Origin of the sequence: Candidatus Brocadia sapporoensis (assembly GCF_001753675.2) — a bacterium.
GTDB classification, from domain to species: domain Bacteria; phylum Planctomycetota; class Brocadiia; order Brocadiales; family Brocadiaceae; genus Brocadia; species Brocadia sapporoensis.
This window is the reverse complement of the sequence record NZ_MJUW02000122.1, coordinates 16,630-33,807: the sequence shown is the minus strand read 5'-3', so window position 1 is coordinate 33,807 and position 17,178 is coordinate 16,630. Positions and strand designations below refer to the sequence as shown.

General features: G+C 42.0%; 17 protein-coding genes and 3 pseudogenes. 17 read left to right on the top strand and 3 right to left on the bottom strand.

Annotated features, from left to right (window positions below; translation table 11 throughout):
- Positions 1-142 precede the first annotated feature (142 nt).
- The 17 genes and pseudogenes from BIY37_RS13600 to BIY37_RS12570 all read left to right on the top strand — a co-directional run.
- A complete protein-coding gene (locus tag BIY37_RS13600; RefSeq protein ID WP_070068206.1) occupies positions 143-2,296 on the top strand; it encodes a methyl-accepting chemotaxis protein in 2,154 nt (717 codons plus the stop codon).
- Positions 2,297-2,404: 108 nt separating this feature from the next.
- Positions 2,405-2,809, top strand: a complete 405-nt coding sequence (locus BIY37_RS12640) for a bacteriohemerythrin (RefSeq protein ID WP_070068205.1) — start codon at positions 2,405-2,407, stop codon at positions 2,807-2,809.
- Positions 2,810-2,854: 45 nt separating this feature from the next.
- On the top strand, positions 2,855-3,367 hold the full coding sequence (locus tag BIY37_RS12635; protein WP_070068204.1) for a chemotaxis protein CheW: 513 nt from the start codon (positions 2,855-2,857) through the stop codon (positions 3,365-3,367).
- 349 nt (positions 3,368-3,716) lie between these two features.
- Entirely contained in the window at positions 3,717-5,459 is a 1,743-nt protein-coding gene (locus BIY37_RS12630) for a methyl-accepting chemotaxis protein (protein ID WP_070068203.1), read from the top strand.
- 200 nt (positions 5,460-5,659) lie between these two features.
- Complete coding sequence (locus BIY37_RS12625; protein WP_201789443.1) at positions 5,660-6,139, top strand: chemotaxis protein CheD; 480 nt, start codon at positions 5,660-5,662, stop codon at positions 6,137-6,139.
- 28 nt (positions 6,140-6,167) lie between these two features.
- Positions 6,168-6,773 (top strand): chemotaxis protein CheC, encoded by a 606-nt coding sequence (locus BIY37_RS12620; protein WP_070068201.1) that lies wholly within the window; start codon positions 6,168-6,170, stop codon positions 6,771-6,773.
- The gene (locus BIY37_RS12615; RefSeq protein WP_070068200.1) at positions 6,770-7,162 is read left to right on the top strand and encodes a response regulator; all 393 of its coding nucleotides are present in this window, start codon (positions 6,770-6,772) and stop codon (positions 7,160-7,162) included. Before BIY37_RS12620 ends, BIY37_RS12615 begins: the two co-directional genes overlap by 4 nt.
- Positions 7,163-7,238: 76 nt before the next feature.
- Positions 7,239-7,511, top strand: a pseudogene (locus tag BIY37_RS14440) (four helix bundle protein); the annotation flags it as partial.
- 33 nt (positions 7,512-7,544) lie between these two features.
- A complete protein-coding gene (locus tag BIY37_RS12610) occupies positions 7,545-8,378 on the top strand; it encodes a CheR family methyltransferase (RefSeq protein ID WP_070068260.1) in 834 nt (277 codons plus the stop codon).
- Positions 8,379-8,471: 93 nt separating this feature from the next.
- Positions 8,472-9,530, top strand: coding sequence for a protein-glutamate methylesterase/protein-glutamine glutaminase (locus BIY37_RS12605; RefSeq protein WP_070068199.1), 1,059 nt, complete (start codon positions 8,472-8,474; stop codon positions 9,528-9,530).
- Positions 9,531-9,987: 457 nt separating this feature from the next.
- Positions 9,988-10,305, top strand: a complete 318-nt coding sequence (locus tag BIY37_RS12600; RefSeq protein ID WP_070068198.1) for a DMT family transporter — start codon at positions 9,988-9,990, stop codon at positions 10,303-10,305.
- Between the two features lie 57 nt (positions 10,306-10,362).
- On the top strand, positions 10,363-10,626 hold the full coding sequence (locus BIY37_RS12595; protein ID WP_070068197.1) for a sulfurtransferase TusA family protein: 264 nt from the start codon (positions 10,363-10,365) through the stop codon (positions 10,624-10,626).
- Complete coding sequence (locus BIY37_RS12590; RefSeq protein WP_070068196.1) at positions 10,626-10,985, top strand: DsrE family protein; 360 nt, start codon at positions 10,626-10,628, stop codon at positions 10,983-10,985. The genes BIY37_RS12595 and BIY37_RS12590 overlap by 1 nt, the downstream gene beginning before the upstream one ends.
- Positions 10,986-10,991: 6 nt before the next feature.
- Complete coding sequence (locus BIY37_RS12585; RefSeq protein WP_070068195.1) at positions 10,992-11,732, top strand: sulfurtransferase TusA family protein; 741 nt, start codon at positions 10,992-10,994, stop codon at positions 11,730-11,732.
- A gap of 12 nt (positions 11,733-11,744) precedes the next feature.
- Entirely contained in the window at positions 11,745-12,920 is a 1,176-nt protein-coding gene (locus tag BIY37_RS12580) for a cobalamin-independent methionine synthase II family protein (protein ID WP_070068194.1), read from the top strand.
- A gap of 178 nt (positions 12,921-13,098) precedes the next feature.
- Positions 13,099-13,454: pseudogene (locus tag BIY37_RS12575) on the top strand (transposase); the annotation flags it as partial.
- A gap of 145 nt (positions 13,455-13,599) precedes the next feature.
- Positions 13,600-14,122, top strand: a pseudogene (locus BIY37_RS12570) (IS1634 family transposase); the annotation flags it as partial.
- 288 nt (positions 14,123-14,410) lie between these two features.
- On the opposite strand, the gene BIY37_RS12565 reads toward BIY37_RS12570, so the two are convergent.
- The 3 genes from BIY37_RS12565 to BIY37_RS12545 form a co-directional block, all read right to left on the bottom strand.
- A complete protein-coding gene (locus BIY37_RS12565) occupies positions 14,411-15,091 on the bottom strand; it encodes a rhomboid family intramembrane serine protease (protein WP_070068191.1) in 681 nt (226 codons plus the stop codon).
- A 109-nt stretch (positions 15,092-15,200) separates the two neighbouring features.
- Positions 15,201-15,800 carry a peptidoglycan recognition protein family protein gene (locus tag BIY37_RS12560; RefSeq protein WP_070068190.1) on the bottom strand — a complete coding sequence of 200 codons (600 nt, stop codon included), beginning with the start codon at positions 15,798-15,800 and terminating at the stop codon, positions 15,201-15,203.
- 470 nt (positions 15,801-16,270) lie between these two features.
- A complete protein-coding gene (locus BIY37_RS12545; RefSeq protein WP_070068187.1) occupies positions 16,271-16,570 on the bottom strand; it encodes a hypothetical protein in 300 nt (99 codons plus the stop codon).
- Positions 16,571-17,178 lie beyond the last annotated feature (608 nt).

Genomic DNA, 17,178 nt, shown 5'->3' with positions numbered 1-17,178 from the left:
AAAGTTACTTATTTTAAAACTATTTCATCATACACATTTGAAAGGAAGGATCTCTATATAATCAAGAACATCTGAGATTCAAAAACTATGTATAGACCCATATTATTAATCCTTTAAAAGGCAGGAGAAGAATTGCGTGAAGATGAATTTAAGTACAAAGACTATCTCACTATTTATAATTGGTGGTTTAGTACCTTTGATTGCTATCGGAATATTAAGCTATTATAGCTCCAGCAAGGCATTGGAAAAACAAGCATTTAATCAGTTAGTTTCTGTGAGAAATATCAAGCAAGCCTTTATTGATGATTGGTTCACAAAGAGAAAAAGCGATGCAATAACTCTTGCACGAAATGAAATGGCCATCAATGCCGTAAAGGAATTTAAAAAGGCGTTTTACGAGTTGGGGGCTGAAAAGATTCGGGAATTGTATATTACGAAAAATCCATTCCCGGCCGGGAAGAAACTGGAATATGTTGATGCACAGGACGGCAGTAATTATAGCAAGTTACATGCACGCCTTCACCCTATCTTCAAACAATACCTCGAAGAAAATGCATATCATGATATTTTCCTTGTAGATGCTGATACAGGGAATGTCCTTTATACCGTTTTTAAAGAACTGGATTTTGGCTCCAATATAGTTACTGGTCCCTATAATACAACAAATATTGCGAGATTGTATAAGGATGTTGACTCCGCGAATGCGGCCAATGCGCGTAACTATATAAAACTGGCCGATTTTGAATCTTATGCCCCTTCAAATAGAGACCCCGCCTCTTTTATTGCCTCTCCAATCTATGACGGTAATCAGAAGGTAGGTGTACTCATATTCCAGATGCCTATCAGTGAAATTGATGCCATCATGCAAGAACGCTCAGGTCTTGGAGAAACGGGAGAGACCTATCTGGTAGGTTCGGATAGACTGATGCGTTCCAATTCAAGATTCTCAGAAAAATCCACAATTTTGGTTAATAAGGTTGATACAGAGGCTGTAAAAGAGGCCGCCGGTGGGAAAAGCGACTGTAAGATTATTAACGATTATCGCTGCGTACCTGTTTTGAGTGCATATGCACCGATTAATGTACTCGGCATGAATTGGGTAATTATAGCTGAGATCGGCAGAACAGAGGCGTTCAAAGCTGTTGATGACTTACGGAAATTGATTATTATTATTGGCATCGCTTCGGCAGTCTTTGTCACCGGGTTAGGTATCATTGTCGTCAAGATTACAAACAAGATATCAGGACTTTTCAGGGCACTCCTGGATGACTTGACCGAGAGTTCTACGCAGGTAGCCTCTGCTTCAGAACAAATTTCAGCATCGAGCCAGAGTCTTGCACAGGGGGCATCGGAACAAGCAGCCTCAATTGAAGAGACTTCTTCATCTATGGAAGAGATGTCCTCTATGACCAAACAGAATGCAGAGAATGCCCACAAGTCATTCGAATTAGCAACCTCCTGCTATCTGTCCGCCCAGACTGGTGATGAGTCCATCACTAAGGTAAATGACTCCATGCAGGAAATCAATGAAAGTAGCAATAATATCGTAAGCATTATCAAGGTTATTGACGGCATTGCCTTTCAAACCAACCTCTTGGCACTCAACGCTGCCGTAGAGGCTGCAAGAGCAGGGGAACATGGAAAAGGTTTTGCCGTGGTTGCCGAAGAGGTGCGAAATCTTGCTCAGAGGTGCGCGAGTGCAGCAAAGGACATTGCCCGACTGATTGAAGATAGTGCAAAGAAGGTTAATTCTGGCACAGACCTTGTTAAACAATCAAGCAAAATCCTCAAAGAAATCGTTACAAAGGCAAAGAAAGTTACCGATCTTGTAAATGAGATAACGAACGCTTCGAAGGAGCAGGCAGATGGAATAGACCAGGTCGGCAAGGCAGTTACCCAGATGGATCAAGTTATCCAGCAAAACGCCGCAAACGCTGAGGAGACAGCATCGTTCAGTGAAGAACTTTCCGCACAGGCAGAAAGTCTGAATTCGCTTGTGAGCAGAATCGCCAGAGAAGTTGGTACCGATAAGGAACAAACAGAAGGTTCAACGAAGGAGAAGACGCGGTCATCGAAAAAGGAGGTATTCCTCCATCCGAGCAAAAGAACCGTATCCGCCCGAAAAAAGCCAGACTACCGCACTACGTGGGGAAACAAGCGCAAAGACGGCAATGAATTTCATCACGATGTACTGGACGAAAGCTTGCAGGGAGAGAACAAAAATAAACATGTTGTCTCGGCTACTAAGTCCAATCGTATAATCCCCATGACGTATAATGAATTTAAAGATTTTTAAATATGGTGTAAATCAGGTCTTTAGACGGCTTTCTTAATGCAGAGCGACAAGCCTCGTCGCTCTACAACCGTAACCTTGAAATTCTTTAACATTACGAAAGGAGAAAAAATGGCAATTCAATGGACTGAAAGCTTGTCGGTAGGGGTAGGTACAATTGACGAACAGCATAAAGGAATATTTAGCAGAGTAAACAATCTGCTGAGCGCAATGGCACAGGGTAAGGGGAGGGATGAAGTGGGTAAAGTAATAGTGTTTTTAGCAGATTATGTCGTAAAGCATTTCAGTGCGGAAGAGGCAATTATGGCGAAGAATAACTACGATGGCCTTCCATCGCAGAAGGCAGAGCATGCGTTGTTTATAAAAGACTTTTCTGCCTTAAAAAAAGAATTTGAAACAAAAGGTGTTACCCCACATCTGGTAATCCAAGTACAACAAAAAATATGTAACTGGCTGACAAATCACATCGGGAACGAGGATAAAAAAATCGGTGCGTTTTTGAAGATGAAGGTGTAATTGCATTTTCTACACATTCCATTTAATAAAAGAAAGGAAAAACACATGCAGGCAGTAATGGAACAAAAGAAAAAATCAGATGCCATGGATGCGACGTCTCGTGAAGGAAAATACCTTACCTTTGTGCTGTGCGGTGAGGAGTACGGCATAGAGATATTAAAAGTACGAGAAATTATAGGCATTATGAATATAACACCCGTGCCTCAGACCCCAGGTTACATGAAGGGAGTAATCAATCTCAGGGGAAAGGTGATTCCCGTAGTAGACTTAAGATTAAAATTCGGATTTCAAGAGACTGACCACACAAAAGAAACATGCATCATAGTTGTGGAAGTCAAAAACAAACTCACCGGAGTTCTTGTAGATACAGTTTCAGAAGTACTTGACGTCAGTAGTGAGGATCTGGAACCCGCACCTCACCTTGGAGAGGGTATAAATACGGAAATCTTTTTGGGCATGGCGAAGATAAGGAACAAGGTAAAAATTCTTCTCGACATCGATAAGGTCGTAGGTACGGAAGAGATTGGTATGGTCGAGAATCTGACCAGTGTCAGTTAATATTCAGATTCTTTATATCAAATAATTGCTTAGGAGCATCGATGCGTAATATTGCCGCGGTACAAACACCAAGCCCATTCAGTTCTTACGGCATGTTATATTGAACTGCCTTGTATGAGGGTTCAGAGCATACTTTATATAGTTCTGGATGAAGAGCATAGAATCATCCTATGGATCCAAAGAAGTCTATAATCAAGGAAAAAAACACATACTGCCATCCATGGACTATCAGTTATCCTAAGAATTATGAAAAAGATAAAACAACTAGCCAAGAACCTGATAACCTAAGTAGCTGCGTAAAAGGCATAACAACAGAACAATAACAAAATGAAAAAACGGGAGAAAAAAAATGTTTGGCAAAATGACTATAATGACAAGACTTATTGTTACCATCGTCTCAGTGCTTGTGATATCGACTAGTATCTTGACATACATCAACACGAAAAAACAGAAAGCACAAATGTTGGTAGAAGTGCAAAAACAGGCTAAAATGATGGCGGATCAACTCATCTCTGCCAGAAAAGTGATTGCGGAGAAACAAAAGTTAATAAACACGGATTCAAAAGGTGGCTTTGAATTCAAAGGTGTATTTCCTGCGCTTGTAGGACGTGAGATTTCTGAAGATTTCAGCCAAAAAACCATCTTTAAGATGAAACAGACGAGTATTAAATACAGAAACCCATTAAACAAACCTGATGCATGGGAGATTCAGCAGTTAGAAAAATTTGAGAAAGATCAAAATTTAAAAGACATCTCTGAAATAGCAAAATTGGAAAACGGATCAGAGGTCTTTCGATTCGTAGTACCCTTAAAAATCGAAGAGGCATGTCTGAAATGTCATGGTGATCCGGCAACAAGTCCAACTGGTGATGGAAAAGACCTTACCGGCAGACAAATGGAAAATTACAAACTAGGAGATATCCGCGGCGGGATAAGCGTAATGGCGCCAATGGATACCATAAATTCAGCAATTGCCTCCAATAGAAATTTTAACATCTTAGGAAACGGAGTTTACGTGATACTGGTAGGGACCATCGTCTTTCTCATAGCCAGGAGTATCGTGTCCTTACTTAAAAGGTTAGTTTACAATTTAAAAAATGGTGCAGAAGAGGTTTCATCGGCAGCAAACCAGATTTCTTCTTCCAGTCAATCCCTCGCTGATGGGGCATCACAGCAGGCATCGTCAATTGAGGAAACTTCTGCCTCAATCGAAGAAATGGCCTCTATGACAATGAAAAATGCTGATAATGCGAAGGAAGCCAACCAACTTGCAATAAAGACAAAAATATCTGCGGAAAGTGGAAATGAGGCACTGGATACCTTGCAGACAACGATGCGAGATCTAAATTCGGGCAACGATAAAATTCTTTCGATAATCAAATCAATTGATGAAATAGCATTTCAAACGAATCTCCTTGCTCTCAATGCAGCCGTTGAGGCAGCACGGGCAGGAGAACACGGAAAGGGATTTGCCGTTGTAGCAGAGGAGGTACGCAATCTTGCGCAAAGGTGTTCTGTAGCATCTAAGGAAACTGCAGATTTAATCAATTCAAGGGTAGTAAGTAGTGAAAATGCTGCAAAGATTTCTGATCAGTTCGCAGCCAATCTCAGAGAAATTGCAACAGAGGCAAAGAAGGTCACGGACTTAGCCGGTGAAATTGCCGCTGCCTCGCAGGAACAATCGGATGGAATCGGTCAGATATCCAAGGCAGTTACGGCGGTAGACGTCGTTACACAACAGAATGCGGCTAACGCCGAAGAATTGGCATCATCGAGTGAAGAGCTATCCGCACAGGCAGAAAATCTGAAATCAATTATACAGGAACTGGCTTTGGAAATTGGACATAATGACAATGAGTTAGAGGACTCTGAACAACTCCAATCACGTATTACCTTTGAAAAGAAACCCCGTTCCTCACGAAAAGAGATAATTGTCAATGGAAGTAAGCAATCTGCACAGGTCAAGAAAGCAAATACCTCTTTAAACCTCGACGAAAGAAAGAGTGGAAATGGTTCAAAAGAAAGAAAAAAAGTAACCATTAGAACGCCGGAAGAACTAATACCGCTTAGCAATGATTTTAAGGATTTTTAACGCCTGAAAGTGTGACTATCCCGTGCTAGCCGCAAAAGTCATAATACACAAAAAGGTTGTTGGCTTAAAACGGCAAACACGGTTTATTGGCATACTTCAGGGTAGCCGGATTTGAAATCAAAAGGAATCTCTTCTTGAGCAAATAATTTAAGCATCTATGCCGTTAATCCGAATGGTCACTTCGAGAAAGGAATTTTCAGGTGGATAATACTGAGCGTATGATTACCGTTGGCGTCGGCGATTTAAAGATTACACAAGCACCACATGTATTAAAGACATTATTAGGTTCCTGTATTGGCGTAGTATTACACGACCCCATCAATAAAATCGGCGGGCTCTTGCATGTTATGTTGCCCAGGAAAAGCGGTAATGATTTAAAGATAACTAAATATGCCAATACTGGACTGCCCTATTTTATTTATCAAATGGTTACGCATACGGGTGCATCCAGAGGATCTCTTTATGCAAAGATCTTTGGGGGTGCAAAGATGTTTGAAACCAATGGCCTGTTTAATATAGGAGAATCAAATGAATTAGAGGTGCGACAGATATTGAAAAAAGAAGGTATCAGGATAGCAGCGTCGAGGACTGGCGGTGTAAAAGGATACAATATTTTGTTTGATACAGAAACCGGGGATGTGACATGCCGCGTATTTGGCGAATCAGTCATAGTCTATTAAAAATTAAATAGAATGGGAGAGGTAAAAGATGAACATTACTCAAGATCGTCTAAAGATATTGGAGATCATGTCAAGCCTCAGTATTGATCGTGCTTCCAGAGCATTATCCAAATCTCTAAGGACAGGCGCAAGAATTTCTCTTTCAAAAATATCCATTGCGGATTTTGGTGAGACTACCGAGAAGATGAATGAAGATCAAAGAGAAATGATAAGCGTGATGGTTAATTTTAAGGGAAATGAAGGCTGCAAGCTTTTATTTATGTTACCACTGGAAGGATCATTAATTCTCACGGATCTGTTTCTTCGGCAACGCATAGGAACTTCAAAAGAATGCGATGTTTTTACTGAAAGTGCGATACAGGAGCTAGGAAACATTCTTGCTAGTCACATCAGCAATGCATTAGTCTCGGATTTTAATGCACAGTTAATTCCACAGCCACCACAAGTACATAATGATTATGCAGGGGTTATATTTACAAACCTCGTACTAGAACAAGGCATGATCGATGATAAGCTTTTGCTGATAGAAACGATATTTGAAATTAGTGGTACTGAACTTGAATGTTATCTATTTTTAGTTCCTGAAATGAATTCGTTCGTAAAATTGTTAGATTCTATAGGAGTAAAAACATGAAAAAGATATTAGTGGTGGATGACGCAAAAGTCATAAGAATGATAATCCGACAGATTTTGACACGAAATGGATTTGAGATCGCGGGAGAAGCAGGCAATGGCAGAGAGGCATTAGAAAAGTATAAGGAATTAAGACCCGATGCAGTAACTATGGATATTGTAATGCCAGAAGTGGATGGAATTCAGGGGCTCAAAGAGATCATTGCGTTCGATAAACAGGCAAAGGTAGTCATGATTTCCGCCATTGATCAGCGAGACTCGTTAGTGGAATCCCTTCGACATGGTGCAGCAGATTATGTAGTAAAACCGTTTGAAGACGACCGTATGGTAGCGGCAATAAAAAATATATTTGCGAAGAAACAGGAAGATACAGTAGGCAGTAGACAATAGGCAGTGGATACATTACTAAGTAATAATTTTAAGGATTTGTTTGCCTACAGAGAAATATTTTGTTTGGCAATGAAAGATTTACCGCCTGACAAAGAATTTTCCCGGAGATGAACTTTTTTCGCTGACAAGCGAAACCAGAAGGTCGTCACGTTTGTTCTATACAAACATTGCCGAAGAATATAAAAATAGTCAGTGCCCAGCATCTTTTATAATTAAGATATCTGATACAGATAGGAAAAACAGCGAAACGCGGATATGCGTTGATTTTGGTTTTTACTGTGAATATCTAAATGAACAAACTCGAATAGACCTTCTTAATAAGTCAACAGAAATAGGAATATTATTAGATTATATAATTGAAAATCCTCAAAGGAAACAACCCATGGATATTGATATCAAGGATAAGGAATTTTATCTTTTTCAGCGCTTAATCTATAACGAAAGCGGAATAAGTCTTACCTCAGCCAAAAAAGAGCTGTTGAAATCCCGCTTAATGAAACGTTTACGGGAAAGATCACTGACCTCATTTAAGGAATATTATCAATATGTTACCGAAGTAGATACCACGGGCGAAGAGCTGATCAGCATGCTTGATTGCATCTCTACGAACCTGACAGAATTTTTTCGGGAACCGGCGCATTTTGAATTCCTTTCGAAAAAAGTACTTCCTGTCTTATTAGCAACAAAAAAGGGACACCATGAAAAAAAAATCAGGGTATGGTGCGCGGGATGCTCCACGGGTGAGGAGCCTTATACCATTTCTATGATACTGGCGGAATTTATGGAACGAATTGGAGAATGGGATGTAAAAATATTGGCTACCGATTTATCGACCCGGGTTTTAAAAAAGGCTGTGCAGGGGATATACGCAAAAGACCGGTTAAGGGCAATCCCTATTCAAATGCAAAATAGCTATTTCGAAAAGGTAATATATAATTTCAAAGATTATTATCAAATAAAAGATTTCGTGAGAAACATGGTCGTATTCAGAAGGCTTAATCTTACCGATGAAGCCTTTCCTTTTAAAGGACAATTTGATTTCATATTTTGCAGAAACGTAATGATTTATTTTAATAAACAAACCCAGAGTAATCTGGTATCAAAATTTTATAAACATCTTGCCCCTGATGGATATCTTTTCATCGGTCATTCCGAAAGCCTTACCGGTACAGACAGCAAATTCCGGTACATACAACCAACAATTTATCAGAAGTGAGCCATTGTGACAATTTGACTTCTTCGTGTCCTTTGTATCTTTATAGTTCCGTATATCTCCGGATCGGAGATATACGCGAGAAGGAGGTGTAATTTGGGAAAAAAAATAAAGGTGTTAATTGTGGATGACTCTGCCGTTGTCAGAAAAATTTTGTCTGCCGGACTGAGTAAAGATCAAGGGATCGAAGTCGTAGGAACAGCAGCAGACCCATTTATTGCCAGAGACAAAATTATAAATTTAAAACCCGATGTAATTACCCTTGATGTGGAAATGCCCAGGATGGATGGCATCGCCTTCCTGCAAAGATTAATGACATACTATCCTCTACCTGTCATCATGGTCAGTTCCCTGACACAGTCGGGCTGTGAAACCACACTAAAGGCACTCGAAGTTGGTGCACTGGATTTTGTCGCAAAACCTTCACTGGATGTATCCCACACCCTGAACGAGATAGTAACCGAATTAGCAGAAAAAATAAAAGAATCAGCAGGTGTTAAAGTTAAAAAAAAGGAATATTTTAAAAATACTGATACTAAAAATACTATAGCCAGAAACACACAAAGAAGCCATGCATTGATCAATAGTACGCACAAGATCGTCGCCATTGGGGCCTCTACGGGAGGAACGGAGGCGCTCAAAGAGGTATTAATGCAAATGCCACCGAATGCACCGGGAATACTGATTGTACAACACATGCCACAGTCATTTACAAAATCATTTGCTAACCGTTTAAATTCTCTTTGTTCTCTTGAAGTGAGAGAAGCCAGAGATGGAGACAGTATTATTCCCGGACTGGCCCTGATTGCACCCGGAAATTATCACATGGAATTGCGAAGAAACGGCGCCAGGTATTTCGTAACAACACATCAGGGGCCTCCGGTTTGCCGTCACAGACCATCCGCCGAAGTATTATTTGAATCGGTCGCAAAATACGCAGGCGTCAATGCCGTTGGTGTAATCATGACAGGCATGGGTAATGATGGCGCAAGCGGTCTCTTAAAAATGAAAGAAGCAGGCGCTACAACGCTGGCACAGGATGAGGAAAGTTGCGTGGTATTTGGCATGCCCAAGGAAGCAATCAAATTGGGAGCAGTTGATGCGATCGTCCCACTGAATAAAATCACCCCTTCTATTTTATCTTCATTGAGCTAATCCGGCTTTCGCATTTCGCGATAAAAAAAGATCATTTTGGGGTAAGAATCACCGGAATATCTTTGGTTTTAATGGAGCTCATTTCAAAAGCCTGATAGTGCTGGCCTACCCTATAGACACATACTAAAGAAAAAGGGATGCCGTAAAGGTTCTCTATTTGGGAAAAAACTCTTTGGCGACCCTAGCGTATCGTGTATCGAACAATATAAAGAACTCAAGACAAGCGGCATCATTTCCTGACGACAGGAAAGTTTCCCGTTCGGATACATTCTCATGGCTGAGTTTTTAAACAGGATGAGAAAGTGCTTTCTTACGTAAAAATATAAGATTCGGCAATGTATTTAGTATTGTAATTTATTGAAATTTCAATTATAAAATAGCAGCTTGCGATAAAATCAATAAATTTTATGGCGACAGGTTATTCCCTGTTCATCATAAGGATTGTATACGGGTCAACATGAGTTGGATTATTCTAATTACAGCAGGTGTCTTTGAAGTAGTATGGGCCGTTGGGCTCAAATATTCGAAGGGTTTTACACAGTTTTTTCCGTCCGTGGTAACTTCATTTGCCATGATAATAAGTTTTGTGCTCTTAGGCATCGCAGTGCGCAGCCTTCCAGTCGGTACTTCTTATGCGATATGGACGGGTATCGGCAGTGTTGGAACAGTACTAGCAGGGATATTTCTCTTTCACGAGCCACGTGACTGGGGTCGTATTTGTTGCATTATATTTATTCTCATAGGTGTGGCTGGTCTCAGGATACTTAGCAGATAATGTTTGTTTGACGGTCGTCTTCAATACCGGCCAAAGTGAAAAATTGATTTGCGTATTATGTCTGAAACGAATGATCAAAAAAATATTCTGCCTGATGCCGAAATTGATTTAGGGGAGATGGGGTGTGGTGATTTAATTATTGCACTGATGAAGGCGTTAAAATTACTGAAAGACGGCCAGGTAATGAAGGTGCGTTCCCTTGATTCGGGAGCGCAAGCTGACATTCCGTCCTGGTGCAGGATGAGGGGGCATGTATTTCTTGCTGGTCCCTGTGGTGAAAACAATGAGTATTATTACATCAAGAAAGGAGGTTGCACATAATGGCAAAATTTATGGTTAGTATCACTCATGCGAAAGATAATTCCGACAACGCAACTGTCGGTTTTGTGGTCGCAAATGCTTCAGCCGCATCCGGTGTTGAAACGGTTGTGTTTCTGACTACGGAAGGCGTGCGTCTCTCCTCAAATGGCTATGCGGATGATGTCCATGAAGAAGGGTTTGCTCCTCTCAAACAGCTCATGGCTGATTTTGTGGAAGCAGAGGGAAAAATTTGGGTCTGTTCTCCCTGTTTTAAGAAACGGGGATTGGATATGAATAATCTTGTGAAAGGGGCAACGATTGTTGGTGGGGCAAAAGTGGTTGAATTTTTAACTACCGGAGGCTCATGTATTACATATTAATCCAAAATGTTACCAAGTGATTTTCGTTTATCAGACAACATTGAAACATCACATGTCTGTGAAGGCGGCAACCTTGACTGTGGTTCGGGTTTGCTTTTGCTCATTCGCAAGGCAATACATCAGGTGCCGGATGGCCAGATTTTGGAAATCCGCAGTACGGAGGTTAGTGTTAAGGAAGACCTGCCTGCCTGGTGTCGGATGACGAAAAATCCGTATCTTGGCTGCCAGCCGGGTACCGAACATTATAAATATTTTATCAGGAAAGGCGACAATGATAAAAAGGCGGAAGAAGATTACGAGAAAGCCCGTAACTACCGCTGGCAGACACGCATTCACTGGAATGGTGGAATGCAGGTAAAAGTCTTCTGTCGCAACCATTCCTGGGCAGTTGGCCAACCTGCCAGTTTTGATGTCAAAGATGAAGCCCCTAGCGCCGTTGAGTATATCTTAAGCGCTCTCGGAGCCTGCTTGGTGATGGGCTTCCAGATTCGTGCATCCCGACAAAATATCAGGGTTGATGAACTGGAAATTTCTCTAAGTGGACAGATCGATAACATCTTCGTTTTTCTCGGTATCGAACAGAATGGACACAGCGGTTTGAAAGAGATAACAGGTACGATTTACGTCAAATCCGATGCGGACGAGGAAGTTTTAAGTCAAATCTTGCAGGAAACAATAGCTGCCTCACCTGTTACCAGCACATTAATCCGCCAGGTTGGAGTACATGTTGATTTGAGAGTTGTCTAAGATCTTTTTCTTATGCTAAACATTCCATTATTTCCTGTTACTATGGTTGGTAGTTTGCCGCGATCAAAGGCGGTTATCAAAGCCTTGGGCAGAAGACAAAAAGGTCTGATCGGGGACAAAGAATTTGATTCAATTGTCGGTGATGCAACGCTGGAGGCGCTCAGACTACAGGAAGAAGCAGGTGTCGATATCGTGACGGATGGCGAGCAGCGCCGTGACAATTTTTACTCCTTTGTCGCAGGGCATATTGATGGCATTCAATTGATGTCCCTGACGGAAATGCTCAATTATGTAGAAGATAAGGCTACCTTCGAACGACTGCTCAATGCCCTGGATGTACCGGCCTTTGCTTTGAAAAATCCGGTAGTGACCGGCAAGTTGAAGCGGAAGCACCCATTAGTTCTTAACGATTATTTGTTTTTGAGGCAGCATACCAATAAGCCCATCAAAACAACCCTGCCGGGGCCGTATCTCCTGACCCGTTCTATGTGGGTAAAAAGCCTGTCTTATAATTTTTATCCTGACAAAGTATCTTTAGGAAATGATGTCGTCGATATTCTCCGGGAAGAACTTATGGCGTTGTGTAAAGCAGGTTGCACGTTTATTCAGTTCGATGAGCCGGTGCTTGCCGAGGTGGCTTTTACAGGACCTCATGACACACACACCTTTATGTGTGCGGCATTGTCAGAAAAAAGCAGTCCTGAAGAGGAATTGGATTTTGCCGCTGACCTGCTAAACCGGGTTGTAGAAGGTATTAGCGGGAAGATGAAGACGGCTCTGCATGTTTGCCGGGGCAACTGGAGTCAGCGGGAAGACGTCTTGCTCCGGGGCGCCTATAGTCCTCTGATTCCCTATTTCAACCGGATGGATATTCATCAATTCGTGCTGGAGTGTGCCACAGAGAGGGCTGGAAGCATTGATGCGCTTGCTGATTTGCTTCCGGACAAAGAGATCGGACTGGGCGTTGTTGACCCACGCACGACCAGAGTGGAAACGGTTGACTTTGTCGTGAATAACGTTAAATCGCTCATAAAGCACCGTCATCCTAAACAAATCTACCTGAATCCGGATTGTGGTTTTGGTACGTTTGCCGATCGGCCGGTTAACACAAAAGAAATTATCCTGCAAAAATTACATATAATTCGTCAAGCCTCAGAAACGCTGCGTTCATGTTTTGGGATATTGTAAATCACAATTACCGAGATGCTTTACCCAAACTGCATAAACTTTAGTGTCTGAGCGAAAACACATACTTTTGTCATTTCGGCCGAAGGGAGAAATCTTCAAACCCTACAATTTCAATGCACAAAAGATTTCTTGCTCTGCTCGAAATGACCTGTTTAGTAGTTTTCGCTCTGACACTATATATTTTAATAGCGAACCGCCATCGGCTGGATCGGGAGGTAAAAAACAGTTGGGATACGGTTGTGACAAACGTTCGGATTGCGTGCAGGTGGTAGAGTAGCGTTGGTGTTGACGTCGGAAGGATTTTCCGCGGCCTATGAAGTATATCCCGGGAATACAAGAGGCACGGCAACATTGGAGGAGTTTCTGGATTGGATCGAAAAGCGGTATGGGAAATTCCGGCGCACCTGGCTCATGGATCCCGGTATTCCAACGGAGGATACCTTGGAAAAGATGCGTGAACGAGGGATTGATTATTTGGTAAGCACCCCGAAGGGACACTTGACGCGTGTTGAAAAACCGTTGCTCGAAGAGACCTGAATGCAGACGCGGGAGAATATCCGCGTGAAAATATTTCAACAAAAACAACGTATTACCTGCAGGTAGGAACAGGTTTCAAACCTGCCCCTACGAGACAAGGTTATTCATATAGAGAATTTTTCAAAAAACTAAATTGTTACCCCCTCCCAATCCGCAGGAACCGGTCAATGGGAATACGTTCCATTTCAGCCTGGATCGTGAACGCCTGCGGCGAACGTTACGGCGTGAGGGACGCTATCGGCTTCGTTCCAACATGCAGGCCGCTTCGCCTAAAACCGTCTGGAAATCGTATCTACTTTTGACACGCAGTGAGCAGGCGTTTAAGGATTTGAAGGGATCGCTTCCCATCCGCCCCCTCTGGCAACAATTGGAATGGAGAATGGAAGCCCATATTTTGGTCTCCCTTTTGGCTTTTTGTCTCCACACCATGTTGCGAAATCTTGTGCGTAGGCGAGCCGCAGGGCTGATATCCGAAGCCATTTTGGAAAAAATGTCGAATATTCAAATGATTGATGTTCATTTACCAACCACGGATGGCCGCCACATTGTCATGAGCCACTATACACAGACAGAAAAGGTGTTTCCCTCCTTTTGGCATAAGGGGGTTATCGCTTCCCGGACAACCGCTGCCCAAGCTTTATGCATCAGGACAGATCGGGCTGTAGTGCCGACCTTTTTGTTTGTCCCCTTGAATTTGCTGGCTTAGCAGCTTGCATACTCCTCGAATTGCGAAAGTCGGGTTAGGCTATGGCGCTGTAATTGTTTATATTTAAAGAACTTTATTGCTCTTTTTTCTTTTTGAAATTAAAACTTGACTAGAACGCCCGCAGAACTATAGAACTTTATCTCCCTTGATAGATCGGATTTGGTTGCGACTCTACTGCGTTATGAAAAAGCATGCCGGCGTATTTCGTGTCCCAAGTTATCATCAGGTTTTGCAAACAGGCAGATTTTTATGGATGACGATGGCGATGTCTCGGAAATACTTTTATAAAGATTATGCCAAGAATAAACCCGCCGATATGTGCCCACCATGCAACACCTCCTCCCTGTGCAGCGGAAATAGCCGCAGTGCCAGCAAAAAACTGAATAAGGAACCAGAAGCCCAGCACAATGATGGCAGGCAGTTCAATGAATTCCCAGAAAATAAAAAGGGGAAGAATGACAAGTACCCGCGCCCTTGGGAAAGTAACCATATAAGCGCCCAGCACACCCGCAATTGCCCCACTTGCTCCTATGCAGGGAATCCCGGACTGACGATTAAAAAACACGTGTACGATGGCGGCACCCACGCCGCACAGAAGATAAAAGAGAATGAATCTGGCGCGTCCGAGCAGGTCCTCAATATTGTCACCAAAAATCCACAGATACCACATATTTCCTATCAGATGAACAAATCCACCATGAAGGAACATATAGCTCAGAAAGGGAAAATAGGTATTGATTAACGTGGAATCAGGAATTTCGGAAGAATAGAACACCTTAACGGGAACCACACCAAATCGAAACAGGAAAGATTCGAGCTGCCCCCCCAAAGAAAGCTCAATGAGAAAAACGAAAACATTAGCAAGAATAATACCAACAGTAACAAAGGGAAACGTTCCCGACGGACTTCGGTCGCGGATAGGTATCATTCAGACTTCCACCAAAGAGATAATGTAACGAGGATAAAGTGGAATGAAACAAAATACTGGCTAAAATCTGCAATATTTGTTTGCTACGGCTCGGAAACGAGGCGGACGCTTACCGCCGGGTAGTCTTCGCAAGCAATTTATAATAAGGAAAATTTCTGCCGGGACATTCTGTTTCTCTAAAATGCCGGTGCATGATAATGTTTTCTGAAGGGATATGACAACGCTCCTGGAGATATTCTATTAATGATGAAAGCGAGGACATTTGGCTCGCTGTCGGAGATGAGCTATTAAAATTTCCAACCAGACAAATCCCAATACCATAATGATTATATTCCTGTACCCCAGCGTGAGCACCATCGATCTGATTCACCCAACGATTACCAATCTCAATCTGTCCGTCACCAGAGCCATTTCCGTTTCCTATGACAAAATGGTACCCTAAACCGTTTTCCCATCCTCTCTTCTGCCGGTGAAATCTGTCGAATTCCGCAGCACAACCCGATGCGGATGCACTATGATGTATGACAATATACTTCCAGTCTCTCACAAAGTAACGATCCAATTGGCTTCCTATATAGGGGACTTCCTTTTTTGGTGGTTTCACAGGTATGGTTGTTATCGGTTTAAAAGCAGGCGGTGCATAGCAGCCGGATAAAGCCATGACCACAAGAAGAGATAGGCGAAGATAAAATTTTGTCATAAATCGCATGTTGCATCTCCTGAAATGTAAGAACTATACCTCTCTGATTTATCAAACATGCTTCTACCAAGGTGTTAAGGTGTTGGCAGTATATCATAAGTGTATTTGTTGTCAATCAACAAATTTTAATTTCCAGAAATTCATTAAAATGCTTATTGGGTCCCCTCAGCATACCACCACGGGTAAGGATGTTTTGGGGAATTTGTGCCATATATTGATACTTGCCGAGTAAACTCAAGAATCATTTTATTAAATATGTATATTGTATCTCATGGAGCCAGCCAAATATTCGATATGCTACATTCGCATAAGAACCGGCAATACCATCTTCGCTGAACAGCAACAGACATGGTCAAAGCGTATTGATGTTTATTACACGACACCTTATAGACGGCGCAAATGTTTCTACCGGCATGAAATCCTTTTAATTTACAAAACCAACCTGGAATCTGTTGTTCCAATATTTCAGATATTGAGCATCATAAATGATTAATGGGTATAGTCATGAAACCGGCTTTTACGTTTTGGGCATGAGACCGATTTTTGGATATGCCCAAAGGCTCATTCAAGTTATGTCTTCGGTTATAGGGTGGCTTTTTTCCTTCCTCTGCTGTTATTAAGGGAGATAATGTTTCAGATGCGGGGTTCAGTATAGATACTTGCACCCCCATACGGCACGTGATAAACTCTTTTTCATCTTCGTCTCCCCCTGGCATTGTACAAATTCCGGGCATTCCCATTTGCACTTTACCGGCGGAGACTTCTTTTGTAAATACCACAGCATAGCCTTTCCTATTCTCACCCGCCTAGCGGGTGGTTTAGCCTAGGAATTAATAGATTATCCCTTACATTTTCCGTGTTAGGATTTGTTAGAAGAGTCTTAGAAATAGTAGAAGGAATTACCCTACCCCCCCAATAAAGCCATCCGTGCTTCTGAAATCACCGAGGCATCTTCGAGGACGCATGCAGAAAAACGAAAAATAGCTTGATAAATCAAAACTTAGTGAATAGAATCAAACCATCAGAAAACAAATCCACGCTGTGTTGAGGATATTGCTGAAAACACAAAAGGATGATGTAATGCTTATACAAAGACTAACTATAGGGGCCGGGATATTCCCGGTTGGCTTTTTTTATGTATATCTCCACCTGTTTACAATATTACAAAATGGCTTGTTGCGGTTAATAGCATGACAAAGAATTCAGAGCAAATACTATACACAGAAAATATTCCGCAACGTATTTTGAAACAATGGATATCTTCAGCGGGCTGTTGGAAACTCTGACGCACTATAATCAGGAAAAAGGTTGGACCGTATAAGGTGCACCCCTTACTTGCTGGTTGTATACAGCGGAGTAGTTGTCGTAGCCATTCTCCAGAACATCT